The organism is Flavobacterium laiguense (assembly GCF_003097655.1).
In the GTDB taxonomy this organism is placed as follows: Bacteria; Bacteroidota; Bacteroidia; order Flavobacteriales; family Flavobacteriaceae; genus Flavobacterium; species Flavobacterium laiguense.
Genome location: NZ_QCZH01000007.1, coordinates 107,195 through 134,152 on the forward strand (window position 1 = coordinate 107,195; position 26,958 = coordinate 134,152).

General features: G+C 34.3%; 25 protein-coding genes. 10 read left to right on the plus strand and 15 right to left on the minus strand.

All coding sequences use genetic code 11. The annotated features are described in order from the left end of the window. The gene (locus DB891_RS08680; protein ID WP_116762579.1) at positions 1–2,730 is read right to left on the minus strand and encodes a TonB-dependent receptor; all 2,730 of its coding nucleotides are present in this window, start codon (positions 2,728–2,730) and stop codon (positions 1–3) included. A gap of 407 nt (positions 2,731–3,137) precedes the next feature. Between DB891_RS08680 and ychF the strand changes: the two genes are divergently transcribed. The 8 genes from ychF (at position 3,138) to DB891_RS08720 (ending at position 14,625) form a co-directional block, all read left to right on the plus strand. Then, positions 3,138–4,232: a redox-regulated ATPase YchF gene (gene ychF, locus DB891_RS08685; RefSeq protein WP_116762709.1), complete on the plus strand. Its 1,095-nt coding sequence runs from the start codon at positions 3,138–3,140 to the stop codon at positions 4,230–4,232. 470 nt (positions 4,233–4,702) lie between these two features. Next, entirely contained in the window at positions 4,703–5,200 is a 498-nt protein-coding gene (locus DB891_RS08690; RefSeq protein ID WP_124019508.1) for a hypothetical protein, read from the plus strand. A 117-nt stretch (positions 5,201–5,317) separates the two neighbouring features. After that, entirely contained in the window at positions 5,318–6,460 is a 1,143-nt protein-coding gene (locus tag DB891_RS08695) for an FIST signal transduction protein (protein WP_116762584.1), read from the plus strand. A gap of 12 nt (positions 6,461–6,472) precedes the next feature. Beyond that, positions 6,473–7,987 carry a response regulator gene (locus tag DB891_RS08700; protein ID WP_116762586.1) on the plus strand — a complete coding sequence of 505 codons (1,515 nt, stop codon included), beginning with the start codon at positions 6,473–6,475 and terminating at the stop codon, positions 7,985–7,987. 164 nt (positions 7,988–8,151) lie between these two features. Further along, positions 8,152–8,673: an NADPH-dependent FMN reductase gene (locus DB891_RS08705; RefSeq protein ID WP_116762588.1), complete on the plus strand. Its 522-nt coding sequence runs from the start codon at positions 8,152–8,154 to the stop codon at positions 8,671–8,673. A gap of 231 nt (positions 8,674–8,904) precedes the next feature. Continuing rightward, positions 8,905–10,770: a DNA topoisomerase IV subunit B gene (locus DB891_RS08710; protein ID WP_116762590.1), complete on the plus strand. Its 1,866-nt coding sequence runs from the start codon at positions 8,905–8,907 to the stop codon at positions 10,768–10,770. An 18-nt stretch (positions 10,771–10,788) separates the two neighbouring features. Further along, on the plus strand, positions 10,789–11,895 hold the full coding sequence (locus DB891_RS08715; RefSeq protein WP_116762592.1) for a PDDEXK nuclease domain-containing protein: 1,107 nt from the start codon (positions 10,789–10,791) through the stop codon (positions 11,893–11,895). Beyond that, positions 11,896–14,625 carry a DNA gyrase/topoisomerase IV subunit A gene (locus DB891_RS08720; RefSeq protein ID WP_116762594.1) on the plus strand — a complete coding sequence of 910 codons (2,730 nt, stop codon included), beginning with the start codon at positions 11,896–11,898 and terminating at the stop codon, positions 14,623–14,625. A gap of 42 nt (positions 14,626–14,667) precedes the next feature. Here DB891_RS08720 and DB891_RS08725 read toward each other — a convergent pair whose 3' ends face one another. The 11 genes from DB891_RS08725 to DB891_RS08775 form a co-directional block, all read right to left on the minus strand. After that, positions 14,668–15,237, minus strand: coding sequence for a hypothetical protein (locus DB891_RS08725; RefSeq protein ID WP_116762596.1), 570 nt, complete (start codon positions 15,235–15,237; stop codon positions 14,668–14,670). After that, positions 15,224–15,718, minus strand: a complete 495-nt coding sequence (locus DB891_RS08730) for an RNA polymerase sigma factor (RefSeq protein ID WP_116762597.1) — start codon at positions 15,716–15,718, stop codon at positions 15,224–15,226. The genes DB891_RS08725 and DB891_RS08730 overlap by 14 nt, the downstream gene beginning before the upstream one ends. Position 15,719: 1 nt before the next feature. Then, on the minus strand, positions 15,720–16,556 hold the full coding sequence (locus DB891_RS08735) for an alpha/beta fold hydrolase (protein ID WP_116762599.1): 837 nt from the start codon (positions 16,554–16,556) through the stop codon (positions 15,720–15,722). Positions 16,557–16,766: 210 nt separating this feature from the next. Further along, on the minus strand, positions 16,767–17,534 hold the full coding sequence (locus tag DB891_RS08740; RefSeq protein ID WP_116762601.1) for a TerC family protein: 768 nt from the start codon (positions 17,532–17,534) through the stop codon (positions 16,767–16,769). 57 nt (positions 17,535–17,591) lie between these two features. Beyond that, a complete protein-coding gene (locus tag DB891_RS08745; RefSeq protein WP_116762603.1) occupies positions 17,592–17,966 on the minus strand; it encodes a DNA topoisomerase IV in 375 nt (124 codons plus the stop codon). Positions 17,967–18,184: 218 nt separating this feature from the next. Then, a complete protein-coding gene (locus DB891_RS08750) occupies positions 18,185–18,760 on the minus strand; it encodes a DUF1572 domain-containing protein (protein WP_116762605.1) in 576 nt (191 codons plus the stop codon). 2 nt (positions 18,761–18,762) lie between these two features. Further along, on the minus strand, positions 18,763–19,335 hold the full coding sequence (locus DB891_RS08755; RefSeq protein ID WP_116762607.1) for a pentapeptide repeat-containing protein: 573 nt from the start codon (positions 19,333–19,335) through the stop codon (positions 18,763–18,765). Continuing rightward, a complete protein-coding gene (locus DB891_RS08760; protein WP_116762609.1) occupies positions 19,335–19,553 on the minus strand; it encodes a DUF6095 family protein in 219 nt (72 codons plus the stop codon). Before DB891_RS08760 ends, DB891_RS08755 begins: the two co-directional genes overlap by 1 nt. Positions 19,554–19,754: 201 nt before the next feature. Then, a complete protein-coding gene (gene murQ, locus DB891_RS08765) occupies positions 19,755–20,570 on the minus strand; it encodes an N-acetylmuramic acid 6-phosphate etherase (RefSeq protein ID WP_116762611.1) in 816 nt (271 codons plus the stop codon). 93 nt (positions 20,571–20,663) lie between these two features. Continuing rightward, positions 20,664–21,332, minus strand: a complete 669-nt coding sequence (locus tag DB891_RS08770) for a ZIP family metal transporter (protein ID WP_116762613.1) — start codon at positions 21,330–21,332, stop codon at positions 20,664–20,666. Next, the gene (locus DB891_RS08775; protein ID WP_116762616.1) at positions 21,332–22,108 is read right to left on the minus strand and encodes a class I SAM-dependent methyltransferase; all 777 of its coding nucleotides are present in this window, start codon (positions 22,106–22,108) and stop codon (positions 21,332–21,334) included. Before DB891_RS08775 ends, DB891_RS08770 begins: the two co-directional genes overlap by 1 nt. 353 nt (positions 22,109–22,461) lie before the next feature. Between DB891_RS08775 and DB891_RS08780 the strand changes: the two genes are divergently transcribed. Further along, a complete protein-coding gene (locus DB891_RS08780) occupies positions 22,462–23,655 on the plus strand; it encodes a THUMP domain-containing class I SAM-dependent RNA methyltransferase (RefSeq protein WP_116762618.1) in 1,194 nt (397 codons plus the stop codon). A gap of 33 nt (positions 23,656–23,688) precedes the next feature. Continuing rightward, complete coding sequence (locus DB891_RS08785; RefSeq protein WP_116762620.1) at positions 23,689–23,925, plus strand: hypothetical protein; 237 nt, start codon at positions 23,689–23,691, stop codon at positions 23,923–23,925. Between the two features lie 84 nt (positions 23,926–24,009). Here DB891_RS08785 and DB891_RS08790 read toward each other — a convergent pair whose 3' ends face one another. From DB891_RS08790 to rlmD, 3 genes are read right to left on the minus strand one after another with little or no spacing between them, the layout of a single operon-like run. Beyond that, a complete protein-coding gene (locus tag DB891_RS08790; RefSeq protein ID WP_116762622.1) occupies positions 24,010–24,837 on the minus strand; it encodes a DUF6048 family protein in 828 nt (275 codons plus the stop codon). Beyond that, entirely contained in the window at positions 24,809–25,348 is a 540-nt protein-coding gene (locus DB891_RS08795) for a DUF6452 family protein (protein WP_116762624.1), read from the minus strand. Before DB891_RS08795 ends, DB891_RS08790 begins: the two co-directional genes overlap by 29 nt. A 42-nt stretch (positions 25,349–25,390) precedes the next feature. Continuing rightward, complete coding sequence (gene rlmD / locus DB891_RS08800; protein ID WP_116762626.1) at positions 25,391–26,803, minus strand: 23S rRNA (uracil(1939)-C(5))-methyltransferase RlmD; 1,413 nt, start codon at positions 26,801–26,803, stop codon at positions 25,391–25,393. Positions 26,804–26,958: the final 155 nt, after the last annotated feature.

Genomic DNA, 26,958 nt, shown 5'->3' on the forward strand with positions numbered 1-26,958 from the left:
TTAGAATTTATAGTTTAAAGATAAATTCATCATTGTTCCTAATTGACTGAAATGAGATCCGTCGTAAGTCATTTGAGAGTAACGACCATTGAAAGTTAAATCATTGATTTGATTTTTCAATGTTGTTGGGTTGTTCATAATTGCCTCAGCTCCAGCAGAACCGTCTGACTTTAATTCCCATTCTGGTAATACATTAAACAAGTTATTTATATTTAAAGCTAAACTGATTTTATCGGTAGCTCTATAAGAAATACCTAAATCAGTAACCATTTTTGTTAAGAACTCAACAGTAAGATTTTTATCGTATAAATCTGAATTTTTGAATTTTGCAGGTCCAAAAACAGTATTGTTTAGTGAAAATGTGAATTTACTAATTTCGTAGTCTGCTCCAAGAATAACTTTGAACTCAGGGCGAGAAGTAAGTAATAAAGCTTCCGAAGTTTTACCAAATACAGATTGGCCAACTGCTTCTACGCTTGCAATATTACGAACAGCTCCATCTAAAGCATTCTCAATAGTATAGTTTCCAGAAAGATTGATGGCTAATTTACCAGGTCCTAAGTCTATATTTCTATAATTAGCCACAAGATCTAAACCAGACGTTTTAGTGTCAATAGCATTTGTAAAGAATGACTGAATGTTTCCAGGGCTATATGTGATTTTATCTCCTAATACGATACGGTCTTTAACACTGATGTAGTAATAATCTAAAGTAGCACTAAAGTTTCTATTTGGTTTAATTCCTGCTCCAATAGTGTAATTGGTTGAGCTCTCTGCTTTTAAATTTGGAACTCCTCTTAATCTAGCAGCAGATGAAACGTTATTTATAATTCCTTCTAACTGAATCCCCCCCCCACCAAATGAGGATTGAACTTTTTGAGTATAAATTTGGTGTAAAGTAGGCGCTCTAAATCCTGTAGAAACAGAACCTCTCAATGTAACTTTGTCATCCAGGAATTTATATCTTGAACTCAATTTCCAAACTGTTTTATTTCCAAAATCACTATAGTCTTCATAACGTACTGTTCCTTCAAATAGTAAATCTTTTGTTATGTCCAATGATGCACTAGCATAAAAACCAATGTTGTAACGGTTGAATTTACCTGAATTTTCAGGAGTGGTACCTTGGTAAGAATCTGCTCCTACGCCAATATAAGAAGCTTCATCTCCTTCTCTAACTTCAAATGTTTCAGTTCTAAATTCAGAACCAAATGCAATACTGAAGTTGTCAAAAATTCGTTTACTGATGTCAATGTTACCCACATAATGAGTAAAACCTACACCACCTGGGTTAAATCTAATTGGACCAGTGTATACAGTTGGGTTTGTTGGATCTGCATAAATGAAATCATCGGTTGCAGGGTTACCATCGATGTCCGAGCGGTTATGAGAATTAGAAACGGTATAGTTTTGTTGGTTACCACCAGTTGTGAAACTAGCATCGGCATTCCAACCGTCTTTTTCAAATTTATATCCTATGGTTGCGTTATAATCATTTAATTCTCCTTCAAAAGTTGGGCCATAACCTTGGTATGAAGCTAGTGTGCCATCACCGAACAATGATGGTAAATAAGGATAATCATTAGCGGTTCTCCAGTATGGAGTTCTGAAGTTTGCAAATGAATTTACTTTTTTGTAAACATAAGCAGCGTTATAGTATAATTGTGTATGATCGTTTATGTCTTTCCCACCATTAATAAGAAATTTTGCAGCTGCAGTTTCTGGAGCTCCGTTGATATTTCTAGCATCAGGATGTTTTGATAGATAGTTTTTAATGTCTGTTAAAGTATTTACTCCAGCAGCGGTTCCTCCCCAGTAATTAAATTCTCCATCAGCATCTACCGTGCCAGGGCGATTTGACATTTCTGTTTTAGAAAAGTCTAAAGTGTAATTTACAAATCCGCTATCGCCAACAGTTGTTCCATTGTTAATAGTTAGGCCAAACATTTCTCCATCACCTTCACTTGTAACGCCAGTTCTAAGAGTGGCAGAACCAGCATTATTGCTCTTTTTCAAGATAATGTTCATAACCCCTGCAATCGCATCAGATCCATATTGTGCTGAAGCACCATCTCTTAGGATCTCTACTCTTTCGATGGCATCAGTTGGAATAGCAGAAATATCAGCTCCTGTTTCACCACGTCCAGGAGAAGTTTGTACATAGACTAAAGCACTTAAGTTTTTACGTTTTCCGTTAATAAGGATTAAGGTTCTACTTGGTCCCATATTTCTTATTTCATATGGATCAAGTAATGAAGTGGCATCATTTACAGGTGTGTTTACGGTATTAAAAGATGGGATCCTGTATTGTAATGCTTTGTCGAAAGAGGCTTGTCCAGTTGAGGTCAGGTCTTTTGCGGACAGTACATCAATAGGTAATGCAGAGGTTGTGTTAGTCCTTGCGGCTGTTCTAGAACCTGTAACGACTACTTCATCTAGATTTTGACCGCCTTCTTCGGATAAATCTACATTGATGATAGATGAGGTTGCAGGTCTTGTTACCGTAGTGTAACCAATATAACTAAAAATTATAGAGGCTCCTTCTTGTACCGTTAGTTTGTAGGCACCCTCCATGTTTGTCGAAACTCCATTGGTGGTTCCTTTTTCAACAATGTTAACTCCTGGTAGAGGAGCACCTGTTTTGTCTTTTACAACTCCGGTAATTTCTTTTTGCGCCAGCATAAATGTGGCGTTTAGTAAAAAGAATAATAGTAATGCGATTTTCTTCATAATTTGTGAATTGATAGGTTATTGGTTTTGTTTGTGTCCAAATATAGCAAAATATTAACATCATAAAAGAATAATGTTAAATAATATCTAAATTTTGTTGAAGTAATTTTTTTTGTAAAAATTTTACCCAACTGCTTGTTAAGAGCTATGAATGTTCAATTTATAGTGATGGACGTGGTTTGGAATTTGTCTGACCCTAACAAATAGAGTATAGACAATGATGACTAAAGTTCTACCTATATTAAATAGGTTGCAATTCATAAAATCTTCAGAAGTACTAATCGGTCACTGAAAAGGGAAGCTTAAAATTTGCTGAGTTATGGCATTATATCTTATATTTGCAAACTTTAAAAATAGAATTACTAAAAACAGTTAACAGGAAACTGTTATTTGTAAAAAAATATGCCATGAAAGCAGGAATTGTAGGATTACCAAATGTTGGAAAATCAACATTATTCAATTGTCTATCGAATGCAAAAGCGCAAAGTGCGAACTTTCCGTTTTGTACTATCGAACCTAATATAGGTGTTGTAAGCGTTCCGGATTCAAGAATGGAAAAATTGGAAGAATTAGTAAAACCAGAACGCGTGCAAATGGCAACTGTTGATATCGTAGATATCGCAGGATTGGTAAAAGGAGCCAGTAAAGGAGAAGGTTTAGGAAATCAATTTCTTGGAAATATTAGAGAATGTAATGCCATTATTCACGTTTTGCGTTGTTTTGATAATGACAATATAGTTCACGTTGATGGAAATGTAAATCCAATTCGTGATAAAGAAACAATTGATATTGAGTTGCAACTGAAAGATCTTGAAAACGTTGAAAAACGTTTAGAAAAAGTTAATCGTGCTGCCAAAACAGGTAATAAAGAAGCTCAAACCGAAAAAGCGCTCTTAGATAGAATCAGAGAAACACTTTTGCAGGCAAAATCGGCTAGAACAGTTGTTCCTGAAAATAATGATGAGGAAGTATTGTTAGAAAGTTTTCAATTGATTACTGCAAAACCAGTATTATACGTTTGTAATGTAGATGAAAGTTCTGCTGTAAGCGGAAATAAATATGTAGATCAGGTTCGCGAATTAGTCAAAGACGAAGATGCTGAAGTGATTGTGCTTTCTGTAGGTGCTGAAGCAGATATAACCGAATTGGAAAGCTACGAAGAGCGTCAAGTTTTTCTGGAAGATATGGGGTTAAAAGAGCCAGGAGCATCTGTCTTGATTCGTGCAGCCTACAAATTATTGAAACAGCAAACCTATTTTACGGCTGGTGTAAAAGAAGTGCGTGCTTGGACGATCAATATTGGATCAACTGCACCACAAGCAGCAGGAGTGATTCACACTGATTTTGAAAAAGGATTCATCCGTGCCGAAGTGATTGCTTATGAAGATTTCGTTCAATACGGATCAGAAGCCAAATGTAAAGAAGCGGGTAAATTCAAAGTAGAAGGAAAAGAATATATCGTTAAAGATGGGGACGTAATGCACTTTAGATTTAATGTCTAAAAAGTAGTAAGAGAGTAGTATTAAGTATTAAGATATTGGAAACCTGCAAGAGTCATTTTGCAGGTTTTTTTGTTTGGTAAACGATGTGTTTAGATTTTTCTATATTTAATAAAATCCGTTCGGTGTAATTGTTTTTTTACCACATAGAAACATAGAATTTATAGTTTTTGAAAAGAGTTTGATAGATGTTTTACTTTTCACATAGTCAATCTATGTGAAAAATAGTGCTATTTTCTATTCGTCCTTTAATTGTTAATTCTAAATCTATGTATCTATGTGGTTTGTTTTTTATTTAAACAGGATTACATCCAACGGGTTAATAAATTAAAAAACTTATAAGAAAAAAATTATATTTTTTAATAAAGAATGTGTTTCATCGATATTACAGGTGTTTAATCAATATTGAATTTAAAATAGTTTTACCTTTGTGACATGAAACAAAATTACTAGACTTAATAAATATTAAAAAAATGAAAAAATCAATTTTAACTATTGTAATACTACTAACAGGTATGTTATCAGGTGCTCAAAGTTTTAAAGTTCTTAAAGAAGAAAATAAAGAATGGGGATTAACCAGTTATAAATTGGATTGTTCTAAGAGTAGTCCACTTTTGGCCAACAAATTGAATTACACTATAAACAAAGATGTTTTTGAGTCTAAAAGCAAGCAGGATGTTTATCATGTAACTTTACTGTTAAAAGGAGCTTATAAACCTGCTCTAAATAAAGAAATGACAATTTCAACCATTTTTGAAGACGGTACCATAGTAACCAATAAAGAGACTCTTGAAGATGGAGGTCATTTTGATGGGAAATGTACCTTGCACCTTGTTAAAATTGATCAAATTAGAAAGGTTGGAATTAAAGAAATAAAAATAAATGGTGCAACTGACAAACCTTTTATAGTTAATAAAAAAAACAGAGCTGATTTTATAAAAAATCTAAATAATGTAGTTAATGCTGAATAGTTAGCTAAGTATAGTCTATTTAGAAAGCCTACAAAAGTTATTTTGTAGGCTTTTTTTGTTTTTATAGAATTATTTTTGTTTCTTTATGTGCCTTAATATCTTAAATAACAATTTATTATGAAGCTACAACAGATCATTATTAATGATAAAGAAGAGAATCGGATTTTTTTTTCTTCTGATGGTTTTAATCCTAAAAAAGCAAATTTTGTACTAGCTTTTGGCGAAAGAGTTTTTTTAGATGATGTATTGCCTTATGAAAAAATAAGGGGGTTATATCCAGAAGCGCAGATTGTTATTTGTTCTTCATCGGGGCAAATTTCTGATGCTAATTTAATTGAAAACAGTATAGTTGCCACCGCAATAGAGTTTGAAAAAACAACAATAAAAGTTTCTGAAATTGACATTCTAAAAAATTCTAATATTCAAGAATTAGGGGATGTTATAAATGATGCTCTTTTTAATGAGGATTTAAAATCAATACTTATCCTCTCTGAAGGAAGTTTTATCAACGGTACCGAACTTATAAACGAAATGATAAAACAAACAGAAGGAATTGTTCCTATTTTTGGGGGGTTGGCTGGCGATGGATATAAATTCGAGAAAACAATCGTTGGTTTAAATAATGATGCGTCCCAAGGCAAAATAGTCGCAATTGGTTTTTATGGTAATGCGATTCATTTCGGATTTGGCTCTGGTGGAGGATGGAGTGACTTTGGCCCAGAAAGAGAAGTAACGCTTTCAAAAAAGAATGTGTTGTATAAAATTGGAGATCGATTTGCATTAGATTTATACAAAGAATATCTTGGTAAATACGCCAAGGAATTACCGGGATCATCATTGTATTTTCCGTTATCGATGAAAGAGAATAAAGATGCAGCTCCGATAGTAAGAACTATTTTATCGATCGATGAAGAAAATAAATCGATGACTTTTGCCGGGAATATTCCACAAGGTTCCTTTGTTCGATTAATGAAAGGGAATCTCGATAAACTTATTGATGCGGCATCTAATGCAGCATTACAAATTGATAAAAAGCAATCAACTGTGCCTGGCTTAGCTTTAGTGGTGAGTTGTGTGGGGAGAAAAATTGTGTTGGGTAATAGGATAGAAGAAGAACTTGAAGTTGTAAAAGAAGTTTTTGGCGAAAATATTTTGGTCTGCGGTTTCTATTCTTATGGTGAGATTTCTCCAAACTTTAATAAAGTAGCCTGTGAATTGCATAATCAGACAATGACAGTTACAACTATTTGTGAAGTATAAATTACAATTGTAATGGATAAAGTGAACTTACATAGGCAACTTAACAGGCAGCTCAATAAGTATTTGTCGGATAATTTCATTGCTAAAAATGAAAACATTCAACACTTTATAGAAGTTGTAAATCATTCTTATTTTAATTTTGAAAAAGATGTCGAATTATTTGAGCAATCTTCTCGTTTGAATGATATAGAATACAATGAAATAAACAAAAAATTAAAAGATGAATTAGAAAAAAAAGAAAATATACAAACCAAGTTAATTCAATCGATAAAGCAACTAAACAATAATGAAATAAAGCTTGATAAGGATGATAACTTGATCGATTTGTTGAATATTTTAAATAGAGAGATTGATTTTAAGAAAGAGTTTGAAGATAAGTTGTTTGAAGCTAAGTTGAATGCTGAAAAAGCAAACGAAGCCAAGTCTGATTTCTTGTCTATTATGAGCCATGAAATCCGCACCCCTTTAAATGCAATTATTGGGTTGATTTATATAATGGAAAAAGAGAATACTTTAGAAAGTTTTCAGGAAAATCTAGAGGTTTTAAAAAATTCTTCGCAAAATTTATTTCTTCTTATAAACGACATTCTGGATTTTAATAAAATTGAGGCTGGAAAAATTGATATTGAAAAAACGCCATTTAACTTTAAAGATTTAGTTGTACAAATAGGGAAATCTCAAGAAGTAAGAGCTTCAGAGAATCTAAATCGAATTGAAATAATTATCGATGATAATTTTATGCCAAACGTAATTTCCGATCCTTTACGAATTGGTCAAGTCATTACAAATTTAGTTTCGAATGCTGTAAAATTTACCAAAAATGGTTTGGTGCAAATTAGAATTGACCAAATTCAAAAAAATGATTGCAATTCTATTTTTAAAGTACAAGTGATTGACAATGGAATAGGGATTGATTTAGAGGAATTTGATTCTATTTTTCAAAAGTTTACCCAAGCCGAAACAAGGACGTCTAGGCAATTTGGAGGAACTGGTTTGGGTTTGGTAATAACCAAAAAATTACTTAATTTATTAGACTCAGATATTGAATTAAAAAGTGAAATAGGAGTTGGTTCCAATTTTAGTTTCGTTTTGGAATTGCCAATTGTGTCCGAAAAAATTCAGCAAAACAATAACATTTTAAATAACGATTATGAGGAAAAAAACCTAGAAGGATTATACGTTCTTTTGGTTGAGGATAATCTTATTAATGTTAAAATAGCCGATAAGATATTGAAGCAATGGAATGTGAAAATTGATATTGCAGAAAACGGTCTTGTTGCCATCGAGAAATTTAAACTGAATACGTATGACCTTATTTTGATGGATTTGTCAATGCCCGTGATGGATGGGTATGAAGCCACAAAAATTATAAGAAGTATGGGGGCAACAATTCCAATAATAGCACTAACAGCTTCGTCATCCTATGATGATCTTGAGAAAATTATAGTGATTGGTATGAACGAATATGTGATAAAGCCATTCAATCCTAATGAATTATATCTTAAATTAAAAAAATATTGTAAGTGATAATTTGCGGTTAATGAAAGTAGTTGGTTGTTCATTCGTTAAAAACACCTTGTTTTTTCTACCACTAAAAAATGATATTTAATGTATCATTTGTATTTATAAAAGCTTTATAAGTGCAGTCGGCCTTCCAATTTTTATTACTTTTAAAAATAAAATAAATTATCATGAAGATTATAGCCTTCGGAGGAAGTCCCAGTAAAAACTCTATTAATAAAAAATTAGCGACTTACGCATCTAGTTTATTTGAAAATGCCCAAGTTGAAGTTTTGGATTTAAATGATTATGAAATGCCGTTATTCAGCGTTGATAAGGAAGTAATAATTGGCCAGCATACTTTGGCGAAAGCATTTTTAGAAAAAATAGCCACTGCCGATCTTTTGATAGTTTCACTTGCCGAAAATAACGGAAATTACAGTGCTGCTTTCAAAAACACAGTGGATTGGTGCTCCAGAATAAACGGAAAAATTTTTCAGGGAAAACCAATGTTATTGATGGCTACTTCGCCAGGAGCGAGGGGTGGGACAAGTGTTCTTGAGATTGCCAAAAATAATTTTCCGCGTTTTGCAACCGAAATTAAAGCTGTTTTTTCATTGCCTAGTTTTGATGATAATTTTGATATTGAATCGAATGTTATTTCAAATCCAGAATTGGATAAACAATTGAAAGAGATTGTTGCCAATTTTTAAATGGCAATATTAATTTCAATGGCAATGGCAATATCAATGGAAAAGGGAATTTTAGAAAAAATCTAAATTCTGCAATCTACAATCTAAAATTTCGCCTGTCAATATCATTCTTAATAACTTTGCTGACTACTTCTTTTTAATTTTATCGATTTGCACTACATTAGCACACTCGAGGTCTTTGTGGAAAGCAAAGACCGAACAGAGCGCAGTTAAATTCGATAAAACCCCAAAATGTCAGATCAAAATCAATATACCGAAGATAATATCCGTTCTCTCGACTGGAAAGAACATATCCGTATGCGTCCCGGAATGTACATTGGAAAACTCGGAGATGGTTCTTCGCCAGATGATGGTATTTATATTTTATTAAAAGAGGTTCTCGACAACTGTATCGATGAATTTGTAATGGGTGCTGGTAAAAACATTGAAGTAACCATTAAAGATAAAACGGTTACCGTTCGTGATTATGGACGTGGAATCCCATTGGGGAAGGTAATTGATGTCGTTTCCAAAATGAACACGGGTGGTAAATACGATTCATTGGCGTTCAAAAAATCAGTTGGATTGAATGGAGTCGGGACAAAAGCGGTGAATGCGTTGTCTCATTATTTTCGTGTAGAATCTGTTCGTGATGACAAACAAAAAGCAGCGGAGTTTTCAGGTGGAAATCTGGTTCTCGAAGAGGATGTTATTGAAACCACGAAGAGAAAAGGTACCAAAGTGTCTTTTATTCCAGATGAGACGATCTTTAAAAATTATAAATTCAGGTTTGAGTATGTCATCAAAATGCTCAAAAACTATTGTTATTTGAACAATGGGTTGACGATCATTTTTAACGGAGAAAAATATTATTCAGAAAACGGTCTTAAAGATTTATTAGAAGAAACCATTCATGCTGATGATTTAGAGTATCCAATTATTCACCTCAAAGGGGATGATATCGAGATGGCTTTAACGCATAGCAAAACTCAATATAGCGAAGAATACCACTCCTTTGTAAACGGACAAAACACCACGCAAGGAGGAACGCATCTTGCGGCCTATCGTGAAGCGATTGTAAAAACGATAAGAGAGTTTTATAATAAAAGCTTTGAAGCTTCGGATGTACGTAAATCGGTAGTGAGTGCGATAAGCATCAAAGTAATGGAGCCTGTTTTTGAGTCGCAAACCAAAACTAAATTGGGATCGACAGATATGGGTTCTGAACCAGGGATGCCTTCGGTTCGTACGTTTGTAAATGATTTTGTAAAAACAAAATTAGATAATTATTTGCACAAGCATCCAGCGACTGCAGATGCCTTGTTGCGAAAAATTCTCCAAGCCGAACGCGAACGAAAAGAATTATCAGGAATTCGTAAACTAGCCACAGATCGCGCCAAGAAAGCGAATCTGCACAATAAAAAATTAAGGGATTGCCGTGCGCATCTTCCGGACACCAAAAACGCTAGGAACTTAGAAAGTACTTTGTTTATTACCGAGGGGGATTCGGCTTCCGGGTCGATTACAAAATCTCGTGATGTAAATACCCAAGCGGTTTTTAGTTTGCGTGGTAAGCCTTTGAACTCCTATGGAATGAGCAAAAAAATTGTGTATGAAAATGAGGAATTCAACTTATTGCAAGCGGCTTTGGATATTGAGGACGGATTAGAAAAATTGCGTTACAATAACATCGTAATCGCAACCGATGCCGATGTCGATGGAATGCACATCCGTTTGCTGTTGATTACTTTTTTCCTGCAGTTTTTTCCTGAATTAATCAAAGAAGGGCATTTGTATATTTTGCAAACACCACTTTTTAGAGTTCGGAACAAGAAAGAAACTATTTATTGCTATTCTGAAGAAGAACGTAGAGACGCTATAGAAAAACTAAAACCAAAACCGGAAATCACTCGATTTAAGGGATTAGGAGAGATTTCACCAGATGAGTTCAAGAATTTTATTGGAGAAACGATTCGCTTGGATCCTATTATGATGGATAAAAACACTTCTATCGAACAGTTATTATCGTTTTATATGGGTAAAAACACTCCTGATAGACAAGAATTTATCATCAAGAATTTGAAAGTGGAGTTGGATGTTTTGGAAGAAGTGAAATAATGTAGAAAGGTTTATATAGTGTCAGAAAATATTCAAAATAAAGCTTTATTCTCTCAAGTTGTCGAACTATTGCAAAATGCTCGACAACAGGTTTTTCGTACCGTAAATTCAACAATGGTTTACACCTATTTTGAAATAGGAAGAATGATTGTAGAAGAAGAGCAAAACGGAAAAGACAGGGCCGAATATGGAAAGAAACTATTAAAAGGTCTTTCTGAACAGTTGACTAATGAGTTTGGGAAAGGGTTTTCTGTCGAAAATCTTGACCGAATGAGAAAATTTTATAAAATATATTCAATTTCGTCATCAGTGATGACGAAATTGAATCTTGAGAAATCCGCAACAGTGTATCAGATTTCTCAAGATTCAATTTTCCAGTCGCTGACTGGGGAATTTGAAAGTCAAAAAGCGCAGTTGTTGATTTCGTTTTTTAAATTGACTTGGACGCATTATATTTTCTTAATGCGAATTGACGACATAAACGAAAGACGTTTTTATGAAATTGAATCAGAAAAATACAATTGGAGTGTTCGAGAGTTAAAACGCCAATATGATTCGGCACTTTATACACGATTGGCTTTAAGCCGAGATAAAGAAGGAATTTTAAAACTTTCCGAGAAAGGTCAGATTATAGAGAAACCAAAAGATATTATCAAAGATCCCTATATTTTGGAGTTTTTAGGATTGCCTGAATTACATCAATATTCTGAATCGGAGTTGGAAGAAGAAATTATCAATAAATTAGAGCATTTTTTATTAGAATTAGGCCACGGTTTTACTTTTGTAGCCAGACAAAACAGAATTACTTTTGATGATAAACATTTCCGAATCGATTTGGTTTTTTATAACCGAATATTGAAATGTTTTGTTCTAATTGATTTAAAAATAGGAGAATTAAAACACCAAGATTTAGGACAAATGCAAATGTATGTCAATTATTACGACAGAGAAATGTGTTTGGAAGATGAAAACAAAACCATAGGAATTGTGCTTTGTCAAAACAAAAGTGATTTGGTAGTAGAATACACGTTGCCTGAAAATAACGAGCAAATATTTGCCAGTAAATACAAAACAATTCTGCCAAGCAGAGAAGATTTAATACAATTAATTTCGGAATCAAAATAAATGAAAGACGAAGAAGACGATAACATAATTCCAGCAAACGAAGAAAATAATTCAGAAGATCATTCTAATGATGACAATCAAGATGATAATGATTCTGATGAAATTATTGAAGTAGAAGCCAAGCATTTTGAAGGGCAACATTTTTACGAAAATGATGAGGATGAAAATGATACCATTACCAAAGTTACAGGAATGTACAAAGATTGGTTTTTGGATTATGCTTCCTATGTAATTCTGGAGCGTGCCGTTCCTGCGATTGAGGATGGTTTCAAACCCGTACAGCGAAGAATCATGCACTCTTTGAAAGAGTTGGATGACGGCCGTTACAATAAAGTTGCCAATGTAGTTGGGCACACTATGCAGTATCACCCACACGGGGATCAGAGTATTGGTGATGCGATGGTTCAAATTGGTCAGAAAGAATTATTGATTGATTGTCAAGGAAACTGGGGTAATATCTTAACGGGTGACGGAGCTGCAGCTTCCCGTTATATTGAGGCGCGTTTGTCTAAATTCGCTTTGGAAGTATTGTATTCTCCAAAAATCACCGACTGGGGTGTTTCTTATGATGGACGTCGTGCCGAACCGAATAACTTACCCGTAAAATTCCCATTATTACTGGCTTCTGGAGCTGAGGGAATTGCTGTAGGTCTTTCGACAAAAGTGTTGCCTCATAATTTTAATGAGTTGATAGATTCCTCTATTAAAATTCTGAAAGGAAAACCATTTACGTTATATCCCGATTTCTTGACACAAGGTATAGCCGATGTGTCGAATTATAATGATGGATTGCGTGGTGGTCGTGTTCGGGTTCGTGCCAAGATTGGTCAATTTGACAAAAATACGTTGGTGATTACACAGATTCCGTTTTCGACCAATACGACGACTTTGATTGACAGTATTTTGAAAGCCAACGATAAAGGTAAAATCAAAATCAAAAAAATTGAAGATAATACCGCTGCGGAAGTAGAGATCTTAATTCATCTTTTTCCAGGGGTTTCTCCGGATAAAACTATTGATGCCTTGTTTGCTTTCACGGCTTGCGAAACTTCGGTGGCGCCATTGGGTTGTGTGATCGAGGATAACAAACCGTTGTTTATCGGGGTTTCTGATATGTTGAAAATTTCAACAAACCGAACTGTTCAGCTTTTGAAAAGTGAACTCGAGATTCAATTGAGTGAACTCGAAGAACAATGGCATTTTCTTTCTTTGGAACGTATTTTTATCGAAAATAAAATCTACCGTGATATTGAGGATAAAACGACTCGGGAAGATGTAATAAAGGCTGTTGATGATGGATTAAAACCGTTTACTCAAAATTTGAAACGCGCTGTAACCGAAGAAGATATTTTGAGGTTATTGGATATTCGAATTATGCGTATTTCGAAATTCGACAGCAATAAAGCACAGGATAAAATCGAAGCTTTAGAAGGTAGCATTGAGCAAGTAAAATATGATTTGGACCATATAATCGATTTTGCGATAGCATACTTTACCCGATTAAAAGAGAAATACGGAAAAGGTAGGGAACGCCAAACCGAGTTGCGTATTTTTGATGATATCGAAGCTACGAAAGTTGTTTTAAGAAACACCAAATTATACGTAAATAGAGAAGAAGGCTTTGTAGGTACAAGCTTGAAAAAAGACGAATACGTTACCGATTGTTCCGATATTGACGATGTAATTGTTTTTCTTCGAGATGGGAAAATGATGATTACTAAAGTCGATGCCAAAACCTTTGTTGGGAAAGACATTATTCATATTGCCATTTTTGACAAAAGTGATAAACGTACCATTTATAATATGATTTACCGCGACGGAAAATCAGGCCCATCGTATATCAAGCGATTCAATGTTTCGGGCGTTACTCGTGACAAATCGTATGATTTGACCAATGAAACTGCGGGTTCACAAACCTTGTATTTTTCTTGTAATCCGAATGGAGAAGCTGAGGTAATCACGATTTTATTACGTCAAGTGGGAAGTGTTAAAAAATTGAAATTCGACATTGACTTTGCTGCTTTGGCCATTAAAGGACGTGCTTCCAAAGGGAATCTGGTAACCAAATATCCAATCAAGAAAATCGAATTGAAGGAGAAAGGAATCTCAACGTTATTGCCAAGAAAGGTTTGGTTTGATGATACTGTACAACGATTGAACGTAGACGCTAGGGGAGAGTTGTTGGGCGAATTTAGGCCGAGCGACAAAATTTTAGTGATTTCGCAAGCTGGAAAAATAAAAGTCATTACGCCCGAATTGACAACACACTTTGATGAAGATATGATTGTTTTAGAAAAATGGGTTCCTAAAAAACCAATTTCCGCTATTTATTATGATGGTGATAAAGAGAGATATTATATCAAACGTTTCTTGGTAGAAACCGAAAATAAAGAGGAAAGTTTTATTACCGAGCATCCTAATTCGAGATTAGAAATCGTAGCAACGGATTATCGTCCTGTAGCCGAATTAGTTTTCACGAAGGTAAAAGGAGTTCAAAAAGAAAATATGACCGTAGATATTGAGTCTTTCATTGCCGTAAAAGGATTTAAAGCCCTTGGAAATCAATTGACAACGGATAAGTTGAAACAAGTGAATTTATTAGAACCCTTACCGTATGAAGCTCCTGAGGAAATTATTCCGGAAGAAATAGAAGTACAAGACGAAACCAATGCTGATGATGCTGACATTCATCTGGATGATGATGGTCAGGTTACTTTAAGTTTAGAATAAATAAACAAAAAACACCTTTCAAACTTGAAAGGTGTTTTTTGTTTAAGAGATGTTTTTTAAGAAATCTAAAAGTTGCATTTCTTTTTTAATTATTTTCAGGATAAAGTATCCAAAAATGAGCAAGAAACCAAATCCACTTATTAGTATATAGAGGTAAAAACCTTTGGATAAGTTTTCTTTAAATACGGGTAGTAAGAGTGTGAAACCCACGATATAAGTTACGTATACTATTGGAGTAAGTATATAATGAATTTTTTTTCTCCATTGATAAAATTGATGTGTCAGTTTACTGTATTCAATTAATGAAACATCTGTTTTGATAGCATTAAATTTTGAGACACTAATTCTTTCTATTAGTATTCGTAGTAAGAGCATTCCAATCATTATACTTAAGCCCAAATTTAATGTCGTTTGCATATAGGCATCCATTATAATATAATACGAAATTAATATTAGGGAGGTTAGGCTTAAAATGGCACTAGTCCAAAAATGATTACGGTTAATTTTTTTAGTATGTGCCTCTGCTTTTTTAATAATGTCATTGGCAGTAGGATTTGAACTGGCTTTAGTTTGCTGATTCCAAATAGTTTGTAAGTCTTCAAATGTTTTCATTTTGTACGCATTGAGTTAAACTTTTTTTAATTCGATGAATTCTAACGCGAAGTGTTTCTTCGGTTATTCCAACTACTTCTGATATTTCTAGATATTCTATTCCTTCTAAGATCATCAGAATGATCATTTTGTTTGTTTCTTCAAGTTTTTGTATGCATTGATACATTTGTTGAAGTTGTTCTTCTTTTTCGTTCGAATATGTTTCTGAAATGATTTGAGGTAGAATATCCGTCCTAATTTCTTTTTTGGAGGATGATTTTCGTAAATAAAGAAGGCAAGTATTTACGGCTATTCTATAAATCCATGTGCTAATACTTGATTCATTTCGGAATTTGTCTAAATTCTCCCATATTTTAATGAAAATATCTTGAGTAGCGTCAGAAGCTAATGCTATATCTCCACAAAAATAACCTTTGCACAAACGAAACACTTTAGTGTAATGCTTGCTATATATGTCGTTAAATTTTTCTTTTTTACTCAACTTATTGCATTTCTAATTTTACTTTTTCAATAAACCACTCTGGTTGATCAAACATTACAAAATGAGCAGATTTATTTGCATAATAAATTTTAACGGATGTTAGGTTTTCAAATTGCGCTTTATATGTTTTTTGTACTGTATTGATATCTGGATATGTTGCTGCTAAAATTACTACTGGTATTTTAATTTTGGCAATTTCTTTACGTAAATCTAAGTTAAGCATATCAATATAACCATTTACATAGGTTTTTCTATCAGCAATTTTCATCCAATCGTTGATTATTTTTTGTTTTTCTTCGTTTAAACACATATAAGGAATGGACTTGGAATTCATTTCATTGAATGCATTTTGTTCCATAGTCAGCATCATTTTGCTTTGCGGATTGTCATAAGGAATAATGTCTCCTTTGTAATTAGGAATCATCAAAGCTGCTGTTGCGGGTAAAGCATCAACTGCAATTACTTTTTTGAAAAGATCAATTTCTGTTGATGCTAACCAATAACTTAAAGTCCCACCTAAACTATGACCAATTAATGTGGCTTTTTTTAATTTTTTAATCTTTACATAATAAATTATTTCTTCTTTTATTGTTGATAGCCAATGACTTTCAATTGGTGGCACATTACCAAATCCTGCGAATGTAAAAATGTGACATTCATAAGTTTTAGAAAGTTCTGCTACCGTTTCATTCCATACTTCGCCTGTGCAACCAAAACCAGGGAGTAATAAAACAGGATCTCCTTTTCCCTTTATTTCTACTTTAAAAGAAGTTTGTGAATAAACAGATTTGGAAATAAAAAGTGTAAATAAGATAATTAAAATTAAATTTGTTTTCATGATGTTTATTTTTTAGTTTTCCTTTTGATACAGTACTATATTATTTGTTACATCAAAAAAACTTTTTTTTCTTAAAATAAAATATAAAAACTTGATATACAGGTTGTTTTGTTGTGGATTTGTAAAACTCAGATTATTTATAGGTTTAATTGATACGTCTGGTATATAAAAAAAAAGCTCCTGAAAAGGAGCTTTTTTTATCAAGAATAATTATTTCTTTTTAGTTTTCATATTTAATATTTCTACGAATAGTGAAAACGAAATAGCAAAGTATAAATAACCTTTTGGAACAGGAGTGACATGACTGCCAAAAATAAGTGCGTTTGATAAGTGGGCACTTTCAGTAAGTAACATGAATCCGATTAAGATTAAAAAGGATAATCCCAAAATTTGGATAGACGGATGCTTGTTGACAAAATTCCCAACAGGAACCGCAAACTGCATCATAATCAGAACGGAAATTATAACTGCAGTAACCATAATATACAAAGCACCTTCAACACCATTGGTCATCCCCACAGCAGTCAAAATACTGTCAAATGAGAAAACCAAATCGATCATTATAATTTGCAGAATAACACTCTGAAAAGATTTTGTAGCCGCTTTGCCCAATTCTTTTTCTTCGTGACCTTTCTCATCTACTTTCTCTCGAATTTCATTCGTGCTTTTGTAAATCAAAAACAATCCGCCAAATAGTAATATGAGACTTTGACCTGTAATTCCAGCATGAAACCAACTAAAATCTATTGTAAACCAAGGTTTTTTCATTTGGGTCAAAAGATTAATTCCAAACAACAATACAATTCGCATAAACATAGCCAAGAACATTCCCAATTTTGTTGCTTTTTTGCGGTCTTCGATTGCTAATTTTCCAGTTGCAATAGAGATAAAAATGATGTTATCAATACCTAAAACAATTTCAAGAAATGTCAACGTTAACAAGGCAATCCACGCATCTGGGTTTAAAAATACTTCCATTTTATTTTGTTATGTGGTTTAAAATTATGAGTTTATGTAATCTGTAGTCTGAATTCTTTAATCTGAAATCTTCGTAACCGTTCCTTTTTGTTTCGAATCGACGCCTACCATTCCAAATTCAAAGGTATAGGAATTTTTCGTAGTTGTCAAAATTTTCATATCAATCGCTTTCTCTTCCGCTTTGTTTTTGGGGTGTTTCTTTTGTAAAACATACTCGCAATCATTCACCCAACGAATTGTGGAAGTGTCTGTTTTACCTTCAAAAGTCTCAATCTCAATACTGTCATTGCGTTCAAATAACGTTGTTTTTTTAACGCCGTCTATTTCAAAGTCAAACTTAAATTTCCCTGTTTTAAAGTCGGCACAGTTGCGTTCTGCATTATAGCAGGACATTAGAAGCAATACAGGTAAGAGTAAGGTTATTTTTTTCATTTTTATTAGTTTTATTTTTATTTGGGCCTAATCCAGCTGTTCGTTGCAACTCCTCGGTCTATCCCCTTTTTTTCTAATGCCCCAAAATGAGCTTCCTTTGGTCGCTCTTTTGGGGCAAGAAAAAATAGGGTTTAGCCCTGTGGGGTTTTCACTTCCATCTGGGGCAGTATATTAGTTATTAGCAATTAGTCATTTTCTTTTGCCATTTATATTGCTCATTATTTCAATCTTCTAAATTCTTCTTCCGTAAAATTTTTAATCGTTTTCTCTTGAGCAAATTTAGTGGCATTATAACTATTCGATTTGTTTTTAGGAATGGATAAACTATCCCAATCACTATTTTTTAGTTGTTTGGAATAAAAAACAATTTGCCCAATATGATACGGATAATGTGCTAGTTGTCTGTTGATGGCTTCAATTACCGTATGTCCCTCGTTCCGAATGTAAATAATCTCCAAAAGCAGCTCGGGTTGTAAACTTTCTAAAGCTCCGAAGAAACAATTCCAGCCGGCATTCCAAGCGGTCAATACTTCTTCTTTTGTTTGTAAATCATTTTCAAATTCAGCATCGCGATTTCTCGTTTCTTTTTCGCCATCGGTGGTTAGGAAATTCGTCCAACGCGAGAGCATATTTCCCGAAAGATGTTTTACAATTACGGCAATGCTATTTGTGTCATTGTTTACAGCCACAAAAAGTTGTTCTGGTTCTAGTTGCTCCATTGCTTTTTCTCCAAGCATTTTATAGTAGAGAAATTGTTTTTTTACGCTTTCAAGGTAAGAGGTAGTTGCATTCATGATTACTCAATTTTTATATCATATTTATCCAAAAGACCAACGATTCCTTGACTAGAAAACTTGGCTTTTTTCATTGGGTTAAATTCGGGATCTATTTTATAATTGTAGGCTGTGGTAAAATCGGCTCCAGCTAAAATAGTATCGTTAAAAATGGTGTTATCCAAATTGCAGTTTTCAAAAATAGAATTGGTCAAATTGGTTCCAACAAAAGTAACTTCTTTCATGGAACAGGAATTGAATTTGGTTTTGGGCATTTTTTTATTCGCAAAAGAACAATAATCCAAAACACTTTCTTGGAATTGGACATTGAACAAAAAATCTTCACAACTTTGAAATTGAATACCCAAAAGTTTACAGTTCTTAAAACTTACTGTTTTTAGACTTGTTCCGGCTAATAGGGTCATCGATAAATTGCAATCAATGAATTCACAATCCATAAACTTGTTGTAGGAAAAATCACTATTCGAAAAATCACAATTTTTAAAAACGCAATCTTCAAATTCGCGATTATTAATCTTTTTATCGATATAGATGACTTTATCGAATGTTTTTTGAACGTGAATTAGGTTTTCCATTAGTCGTTAAATATGCCTTTCATTATTATTTTCAAACCCAAATACATCAAATACATGGAGGCTAGGCAAGCAATGATTCCGATAGCCAAAACCAAATAATGCCAGTCGTTTTTTTGATTCATAAAGGCATTATAAATCACAGATGGACCTATAAACATAAGTGGTAATGCACCCGATAAATATTTGATTCCTTTTGCTAAGAGTTCTTTGTTTGCCATTTTGTGTTATGTGTTATTGGTTTTTCGTTATCTGTTTTTAGTTTTTGAGTTATGCTAAAGATAAAGTGTGATTACTCTGTTCTCCTTAATTTTTGGGATTGTCATTCTTTTAAGAGACGTGGCGACATTTTACACGACGACTGATAACAGAAAACTGATAACAGAAAACTGATAACAGAAAACTGATAACAGAAAACTCTCTTACTTTCTATTATAAAAATCAACTGCTTTTCTCACGCTTCCGTGTGTTTTTAATAATTCGGAGCCTTCTTCGTAGGTTACAGGGATTTCTCCCATTATCATTTTTACGCCACGGTCAACCAGTTTGCTATTGCTCAATTGCATATCGACCATTTTGTTTCCTTTTACTTTTCCAAGCTGAATCATAGTGGCAGTGGTAATCATATTCAGAACCAATTTTTGCGCCGTTCCAGCTTTCATTCTCGAGCTGCCCGTTACAAATTCAGGTCCTACAATAACTTCAATAGGGAATTTTGCCGTTTGCGAAAGCGGACTTCCAGCATTGCAGGAAATACTTCCGGTGCTAATATTTTGGGCGTTGCAGGCTTGTAAACCTCCAATAACATAAGGTGTTGTTCCAGAAGCGGCGATACCCACAACAACATCATTCTCGTTTACATTAAACGCTTTTAAATCTTCCCAAGCTTGTGTGGCGTTGTCTTCGGCATTTTCTACGGCTTTACGAATGGCGGTATCTCCACCGGCAATAATTCCAACGACCAAATCAAAAGGAACTCCAAAAGTAGGAGGACATTCTGAGGCATCCAAGATTCCCAAACGACCCGAAGTTCCTGCTCCTATGTAAAATAAGCGTCCGCCTAATTTCATTTTGGTAACTATTTCGGTAACTAGTGTTTCTATTTGTGGCAAAGCTTTTTCAACTGCAAGAGGAACCGTTTGATCTTCCTGATTGATGTTGGTAAGTAATTCTTGAACCGACATTTTTTCTAAATGTTCGTATTTGGAGGATTGTTCGGTGGTTTTTGTAAAAGTCATTTTTTTGAAGTTTCTAAGTTTCTAAGATTCAAAGTTACTAAGTTTTTGTGTGTGAGTCATAAAGCTTAGTGTAGTCGATTGGCACGCCCAAATTTATATAAAATACGCCAATACAATTCCAATAACAATCATAGAAACTTTGGCGATATTGAATTTGTGTCCTTCGCTACTTTCGAAAATAATAGTTGATGAAATATGGAATAAAATCCCAATGACAACGGCCGTAATTTGGGTGTAATAGTCATTCAATTGTGGGATAAAATCAGATGCAATGGTACCCAGTGGTGTCATGATTGCAAAAGTGATCATAAAGAAAAAAATCGCCTTTTTATCTAGGCTGGCATTAACGAAAAAGGTAGTCAATATGATGGCAATCGGCAAATGATGAATAGCGATTCCGACGGCTAGATCATGATGATGGTCTACAGGAAAACCTTCTAGAAAGGCATGTATACAAAGGCTGATAAACAACAACCATGGAATTTGATCCATTTTGGCGTGACCATGAACGTGACCGTGCTCGGCACCTTTGGAAAAAAATTCTAATATGATTTGGAATAAAATTCCAAGCATAATAAAAAGCCCAATGTTACTGTTTTTACTTTCGTACACTTCGGGTAGTAGGTGCATCACGGTAAGTGATAACAAGAAAGAACCACTAAAAGCCAATAGTAATTTGAGATTGGTTTTGTTTTTGGGTTTTAAAAACAAAGCTATTATGTAACCTATTAGTACAGAAAGTAGGGGTAAAAGGTAATTCATTATTTAAAAATCATGATTAATCGTTCGCTTTCGGTTTTGTGGAACTTTTTTAGTTTGTAATCACCAAAAATATCCAACAAAAAGATTCCTGCTTCTTCCATCATTTCTTCAAAGTCTTTCAGGGTTAGGGCTTTTACTTTTTCGGTGAAATGGAATTTTTGACCTTGGTCTTCAAAATCGATTTCTTTGTAAATATGTCCGTCTTTTAGGTATCGCTTGATATGAAAATCGATTTCATCAACAGTTTTTACTTCTTCGGGAACCAAAGTGTTGAGGACGTTTGTGACATTCATAAAATCGATCACGGCAAAACCATATTCGGTTAAGCTTTCTTTGATGGCTTTTAGGGTAGTGAGATTGTCCTCATCGTTTTCGAAATAACCAAAACTGGTAAACAAATTAAAAATAGCATCAAATTTATCTTCGAAAGTTTCACGCATGTCGTGTACTTGAAAATGCAAGGTTTCGTTGCTGTTTTTTTGTGCTTCGAGAATACTATTTTCTGATAAATCGGCACCAACAACGTTGAATCCTAATTGGTTTAAGTAGATAGCATGACGACCTTTGCCACAAGCCAGATCAAGCACTTTGGCTTTTTCGGGAAGATTGAGGTAGTGCGTCAGATTATCCATAAACAATTGCGCTTCTCTATAGTTTCTTTCTTTGTAAAGAATGTGGTAATACGGGCTGTTGAACCAAGAAGCAAACCAATTTTTTGGATTTGAATTTGGGATCTGTCCCGAAGCTTCGGGATTGTTATTTGTAGAATCGGACATTTATTCTTTTTCAATTAATTTAAGTCCCGCAAATTTAGTGTATTTTTGCAGAAAATTATGCAGTTTGAACCATTTGCTTTTTTAATAAGTGGCTTTGGTTATTTTTTGTGATTGCACTAAAGATCTTTGTTTTACGCTCGCGTGAGGGATAGAAGCTAGCTGCCTTGTAGCGTGGATAGCCCGACCCCGTTGAGTAAAGTGGGCGAATAAGCGGTAACTAGAGTTGCCCACTTTGCTCAACGGGGGCACGCCCAAATGGTTTTGAAAGCAAGAAGTAGTGTTGATAGCAGAGAGGAACTGCCCTGATCCTGAAGTTTTGGGACAGGTTGAATTTAAATTTTGGAATACAAAAGATGGAGAATTTTAAGATGATTGCCAAAACCTTTTTTGGTTTTGAAGAAATACTGGCGAAAGAGCTAACGATGCTGGGCGCACAGGATGTGGAGCAAGGGGTGAGAATGGTGAGTTTTAAGGGTGACAAAGGTTTTATGTACAAAGCGAATTTGTCTTTGCGTACGGCTTTGAAGATTTTGAAACCAATTTACTTTTTTAAAGCGAGAGACGAACAAGCGTTATATAAAGGAATAAGAGGGACGAATTGGTCTAAATATATCAATGCCAATCAGACTTTTGTGATTGATGCAACGGTGCATTCGGAGTATTTTAACCACTCAGAATTTGTGTCTCAAAAATGTAAAGATGCGATTGTGGATCAGTTTCGTGAAAGAACGGGACAACGCCCAAGTATAGATAAGGCTTTTCCGGATTTGAGAATTAATATTCACATTGATAAAGATCAAGTATCGGTAGCATTAGACACTTCTGGAAATTCATTACACCAACGTGGGTACAGAACAGCCACCAATATTGCTCCAATAAACGAGGTTTTGGCAGCGGGTATTTTGTTGCTTTCGGGTTGGGATGGTCAGACTGATTTCTTGGATCCGATGTGTGGTTCTGGAACTTTCTTGGCAGAAGCTGCGATGATTGCATGTAATATTCCAGCGAACATTAATCGTAAGGAATTTGCTTTTGAAAAATGGAACGATTGGGATAATGATTTGTTTGATAGTATTCAAGATAGTTTGTTGAAACGTGTTCGCGAATTTCATTACACCATAAAAGGGTACGATAAAGCACCGTCTGCAGTTCAAAAAGCGAAGGACAATGTGAAGAATGCCAATCTGGATGAATATATTAAGATTGAGGAGCAGAACTTTTTTGATACGGAGAAAACGTCTGAAGGGAAATTGCATATTGTTTTCAATCCACCTTATGATGAGCGTTTGGATATTCATATGGAAGAATTCTATAAAAACATTGGTGATACTTTGAAGAAAAATTATCCAGGAACGAATGCTTGGTTTATTACTGCAAACCTTGAGGCATTGAAATATGTAGGATTGAAACCTTCTCGAAAAATAAAACTTTTTAATGCGAGTCTTGAAGCCCGTTTGGTAAAATACGAGATGTATGAAGGTAGTAAGAGAACTAAGTTTCAGGTTACTGAGGATAAGGTTGAAGATTCAAAAGATAGTGTTGAGTAAATCAAAGTACGTTTATTAAAAATTACATATAAAATGACAAAATTACAAGTAAGAGCATTTCTATACAATCTAGGTTGTTTTGCGATATTGTTTATCTCATTTCGTTATTTGGTAGAACACTATACCAATTTGACTGGTTTTTGGATTCCGATGACTGCTTTTGTGGCTGGGACTCTTTTGTCTCCGAAATTTCAAGTAGCAAAGACCAAAGACGGTGAAAAATTATTCATGTCTTGGTTATTTCTAAAAGGAATTAAGGAAATAGGATAAATTAAATACACCGAAAAGTTAAAGGCGTACAATTGAATCTAAAAATTCAATTGTACGCCTTTTTTTTATTGAAATAGTTACTATTTATTTTTTAGGAGCTACTTTTTTTGGGATAACTTTCTTTTTGTAAATAGGGACAAAATAGGAAACGGTATAATTAAATCCCGCTCCAAAATTCCCATCGTAGGTTCTGTTAAAACCTGGGATATAAAGGTTTTCAAAACCAGTAGGTTCCACATTGGTCACTAATATTTTTAATTGCAAACTGATGCCAACATAGACATTGTTGAATACTTTTACGTTTACTCCTGCAGCTACTTCAGCCCAACTAGCGGTTAATCCATTGTGGATTTCTCCTGAAGCAACAGTAGGTGCTTGTCCAAAATAAGGATTAGGATTGTAGATGTCATAACTGTTTAATTGCTCACTAAAAGTGCTAAAACCATAACGCATACCTACTGTGATTAGGTTTTCCATATCCAGCCAATTGGTGTAGGCATTGTAATCAAAACCTACTTTGGCATAAGAACCTTTAGTCGTAGTGTTTAATTGCGAATCATCGATTGTGATGTTTTCATTACCAATTTCTCCAAACAAATAGTGTTTTTTTGTCAATCTATAATCGCCTACAAAAGCAATTCCTTTGTAATCAGAGTCATAGATGGAACGAGTAGCTTTGTACGCATCTACCCCAACAATCAATCCGTAGCGATCAGTTTTTGGTTTTATGGTGTCAGTTTTTACAGCTTCGAGTTTTTTTTCTGTATTCTTTTTTATTGGAGTGACAGTTTTGGTTTCGGTTATCGTTACATCTTGCTGGACACTTGTCGTAGTGGTCTTTTCTTGTGCTTGCACAAAAAACAAAGACAACAAAAAGAAAAAACTAAAAGAATATTTTAATGATTGTCTCATTTTCGGATGTTATGTTATTTTTTTCCACTATCACATATTTCACCCACTTTTGATCGGCAGGCGTAGAATCGGTATGTATAAAAGGATTGCTTTGATCTAAATTGAAAACGGTTTTGAAACCACAAGCTCTAGAAACATAAATATTTTCACGAGTATATTTAAATTCAAAATTATCTTCGTTTACGAGTAGGGGATTTTTGTTACCGTAATTTAAAATGAACTTATATTTCACGACATCAGCATCTGTTTTTAATGGAAGTAATATACTGTTGCCATTAGCCAGATATTTAGCATCACCAATTGCTGTTGGACTCAAAACAACCCCATTCGTCATTCCTTCTCCAATTACTTTAAGATTATCCACGTTTTTCTGTTCCGATGGAATATTAAAGTTGTAAAATTTAATAAGCATCCTAGGTGTGGTGGGTGTAGCTGGATCACAAATATCATCGGGTTCACAACTGGAAGAAGCGAACCCGAGAATCAATAAAAATGCAATTATTTTTTTCATATAGTCTAAAGTATTCCCCCTTCAGGGGGCAGGGGGTGTGGCTTATCTTCTCTCCAAAAGGACTACATTTTCAACATGATGCGTTTGCGGAAACATATCCACCGGTCGCACTCGGGTTACTTTGTATTTTTCATCCATTAATGCCAAATCACGAGCTTGTGTAGCCGAGTTACAACTCACATAAACCACTTTTTCAGGAGCAATTTTCAGGATTTGTTCAATTACGTCTTTGTGCATACCATCTCTTGGTGGATCAGTGATAATCACATCAGGGTGACCGTGTTGTGCGATGAAGCTATCGTTAAAAACCACTTTCATGTCTCCTACAAAGAACTCACAATTGGTAATTTCATTGCGCTCTGCGTTTAATTTAGCATCTTTAATTGCTTCAGGAACGCTTTCTACACCAATTACTTTTTTAGCTTTTTTAGATACAAATTGTGCAATTGTTCCAGTTCCGGTATACAAATCATAAACGATTTCGTTTCCGGTAAGTCCTGCAAAATCTCTGGTTATTTTGTATAATTCGTAAGCCTGATCAGAGTTGGTTTGGTAAAAAGATTTAGCATTAATACTAAATTTCAACCCTTCCATTTCTTCTAAGATGTAATCTCTTCCTTTGTATAATTTGATGTCAGTGTCGTATAAAGTGTCGTTTGCTTTATTGTTGACCACATATTGCAATGATGTAATTTGAGGGAATTTCTTGTATAGGTGATTTAAAATCAATTCTCTGTTGGCTTTGTCGTTTTCAAAAAACTGAATCAAAACCATGATCTCTCCAGTAGAAGCCGTTCTCAACATCAAAGTTCTTAGTAAACCTTCATGCGCTCTAGGATTAAAGAAAGTCAATCCATGCTCATTTGCAAAAGCACGAACCTCATTACGAATTGCATTCGATGGATCTTCCTGCAAATGACATTTGTTGATGTCTAGGATTTTGTCCCACATTTTTGGAATATGAAAACCAAGCGCATTTCTATTGCCTAAATCTTCTTCGCTTCCAATTTCCTCTTCGGTCAACCAACGGCTGTTCGAAAACGAAAATTCCATTTTATTTCTATAAAAAAACTGTTTTTCAGAACCTAAAATCGGTTCAAATTCAGGAAGTTCAACTTTTCCAATGCGTTGCAAATGGTTTTTTACCTCATTTTGTTTGTAGTACAGCTGTTGGCTGTATTTCATATTTTGCCATTTGCACCCACCACAAACACCAAAGTGCTCGCAAATAGGTTCTGTACGATGCTCTGAGTATTCATGGAAATGAACCGCTTTCCCTTCATAATAAGCCTTACGCTTCTTGAAAGTTTGCACATCTACTACATCCCCAGGAACTACATTTGGGATAAAAACTACTTTACCATCCGGAGCTTTTGCCACCGAAACGCCTTTTGCACCAGCATCAAGGACTTTTATTTGATGAAAGACAACTTTGTCTGTATTTTTCTTAGCCATAGCGCAAAAATAAGGCTTTGGATTTATTTATGGATTTTAATTGTGATTTTTTTTAAAACCGAAGTGATTTTTATTTGTGCCTAATCCCGATTTCCACTACAAATCCTCATTCTTGAAGCGATAATACTAAGCCCGGTAAGGAGTTTCCGTTGGTC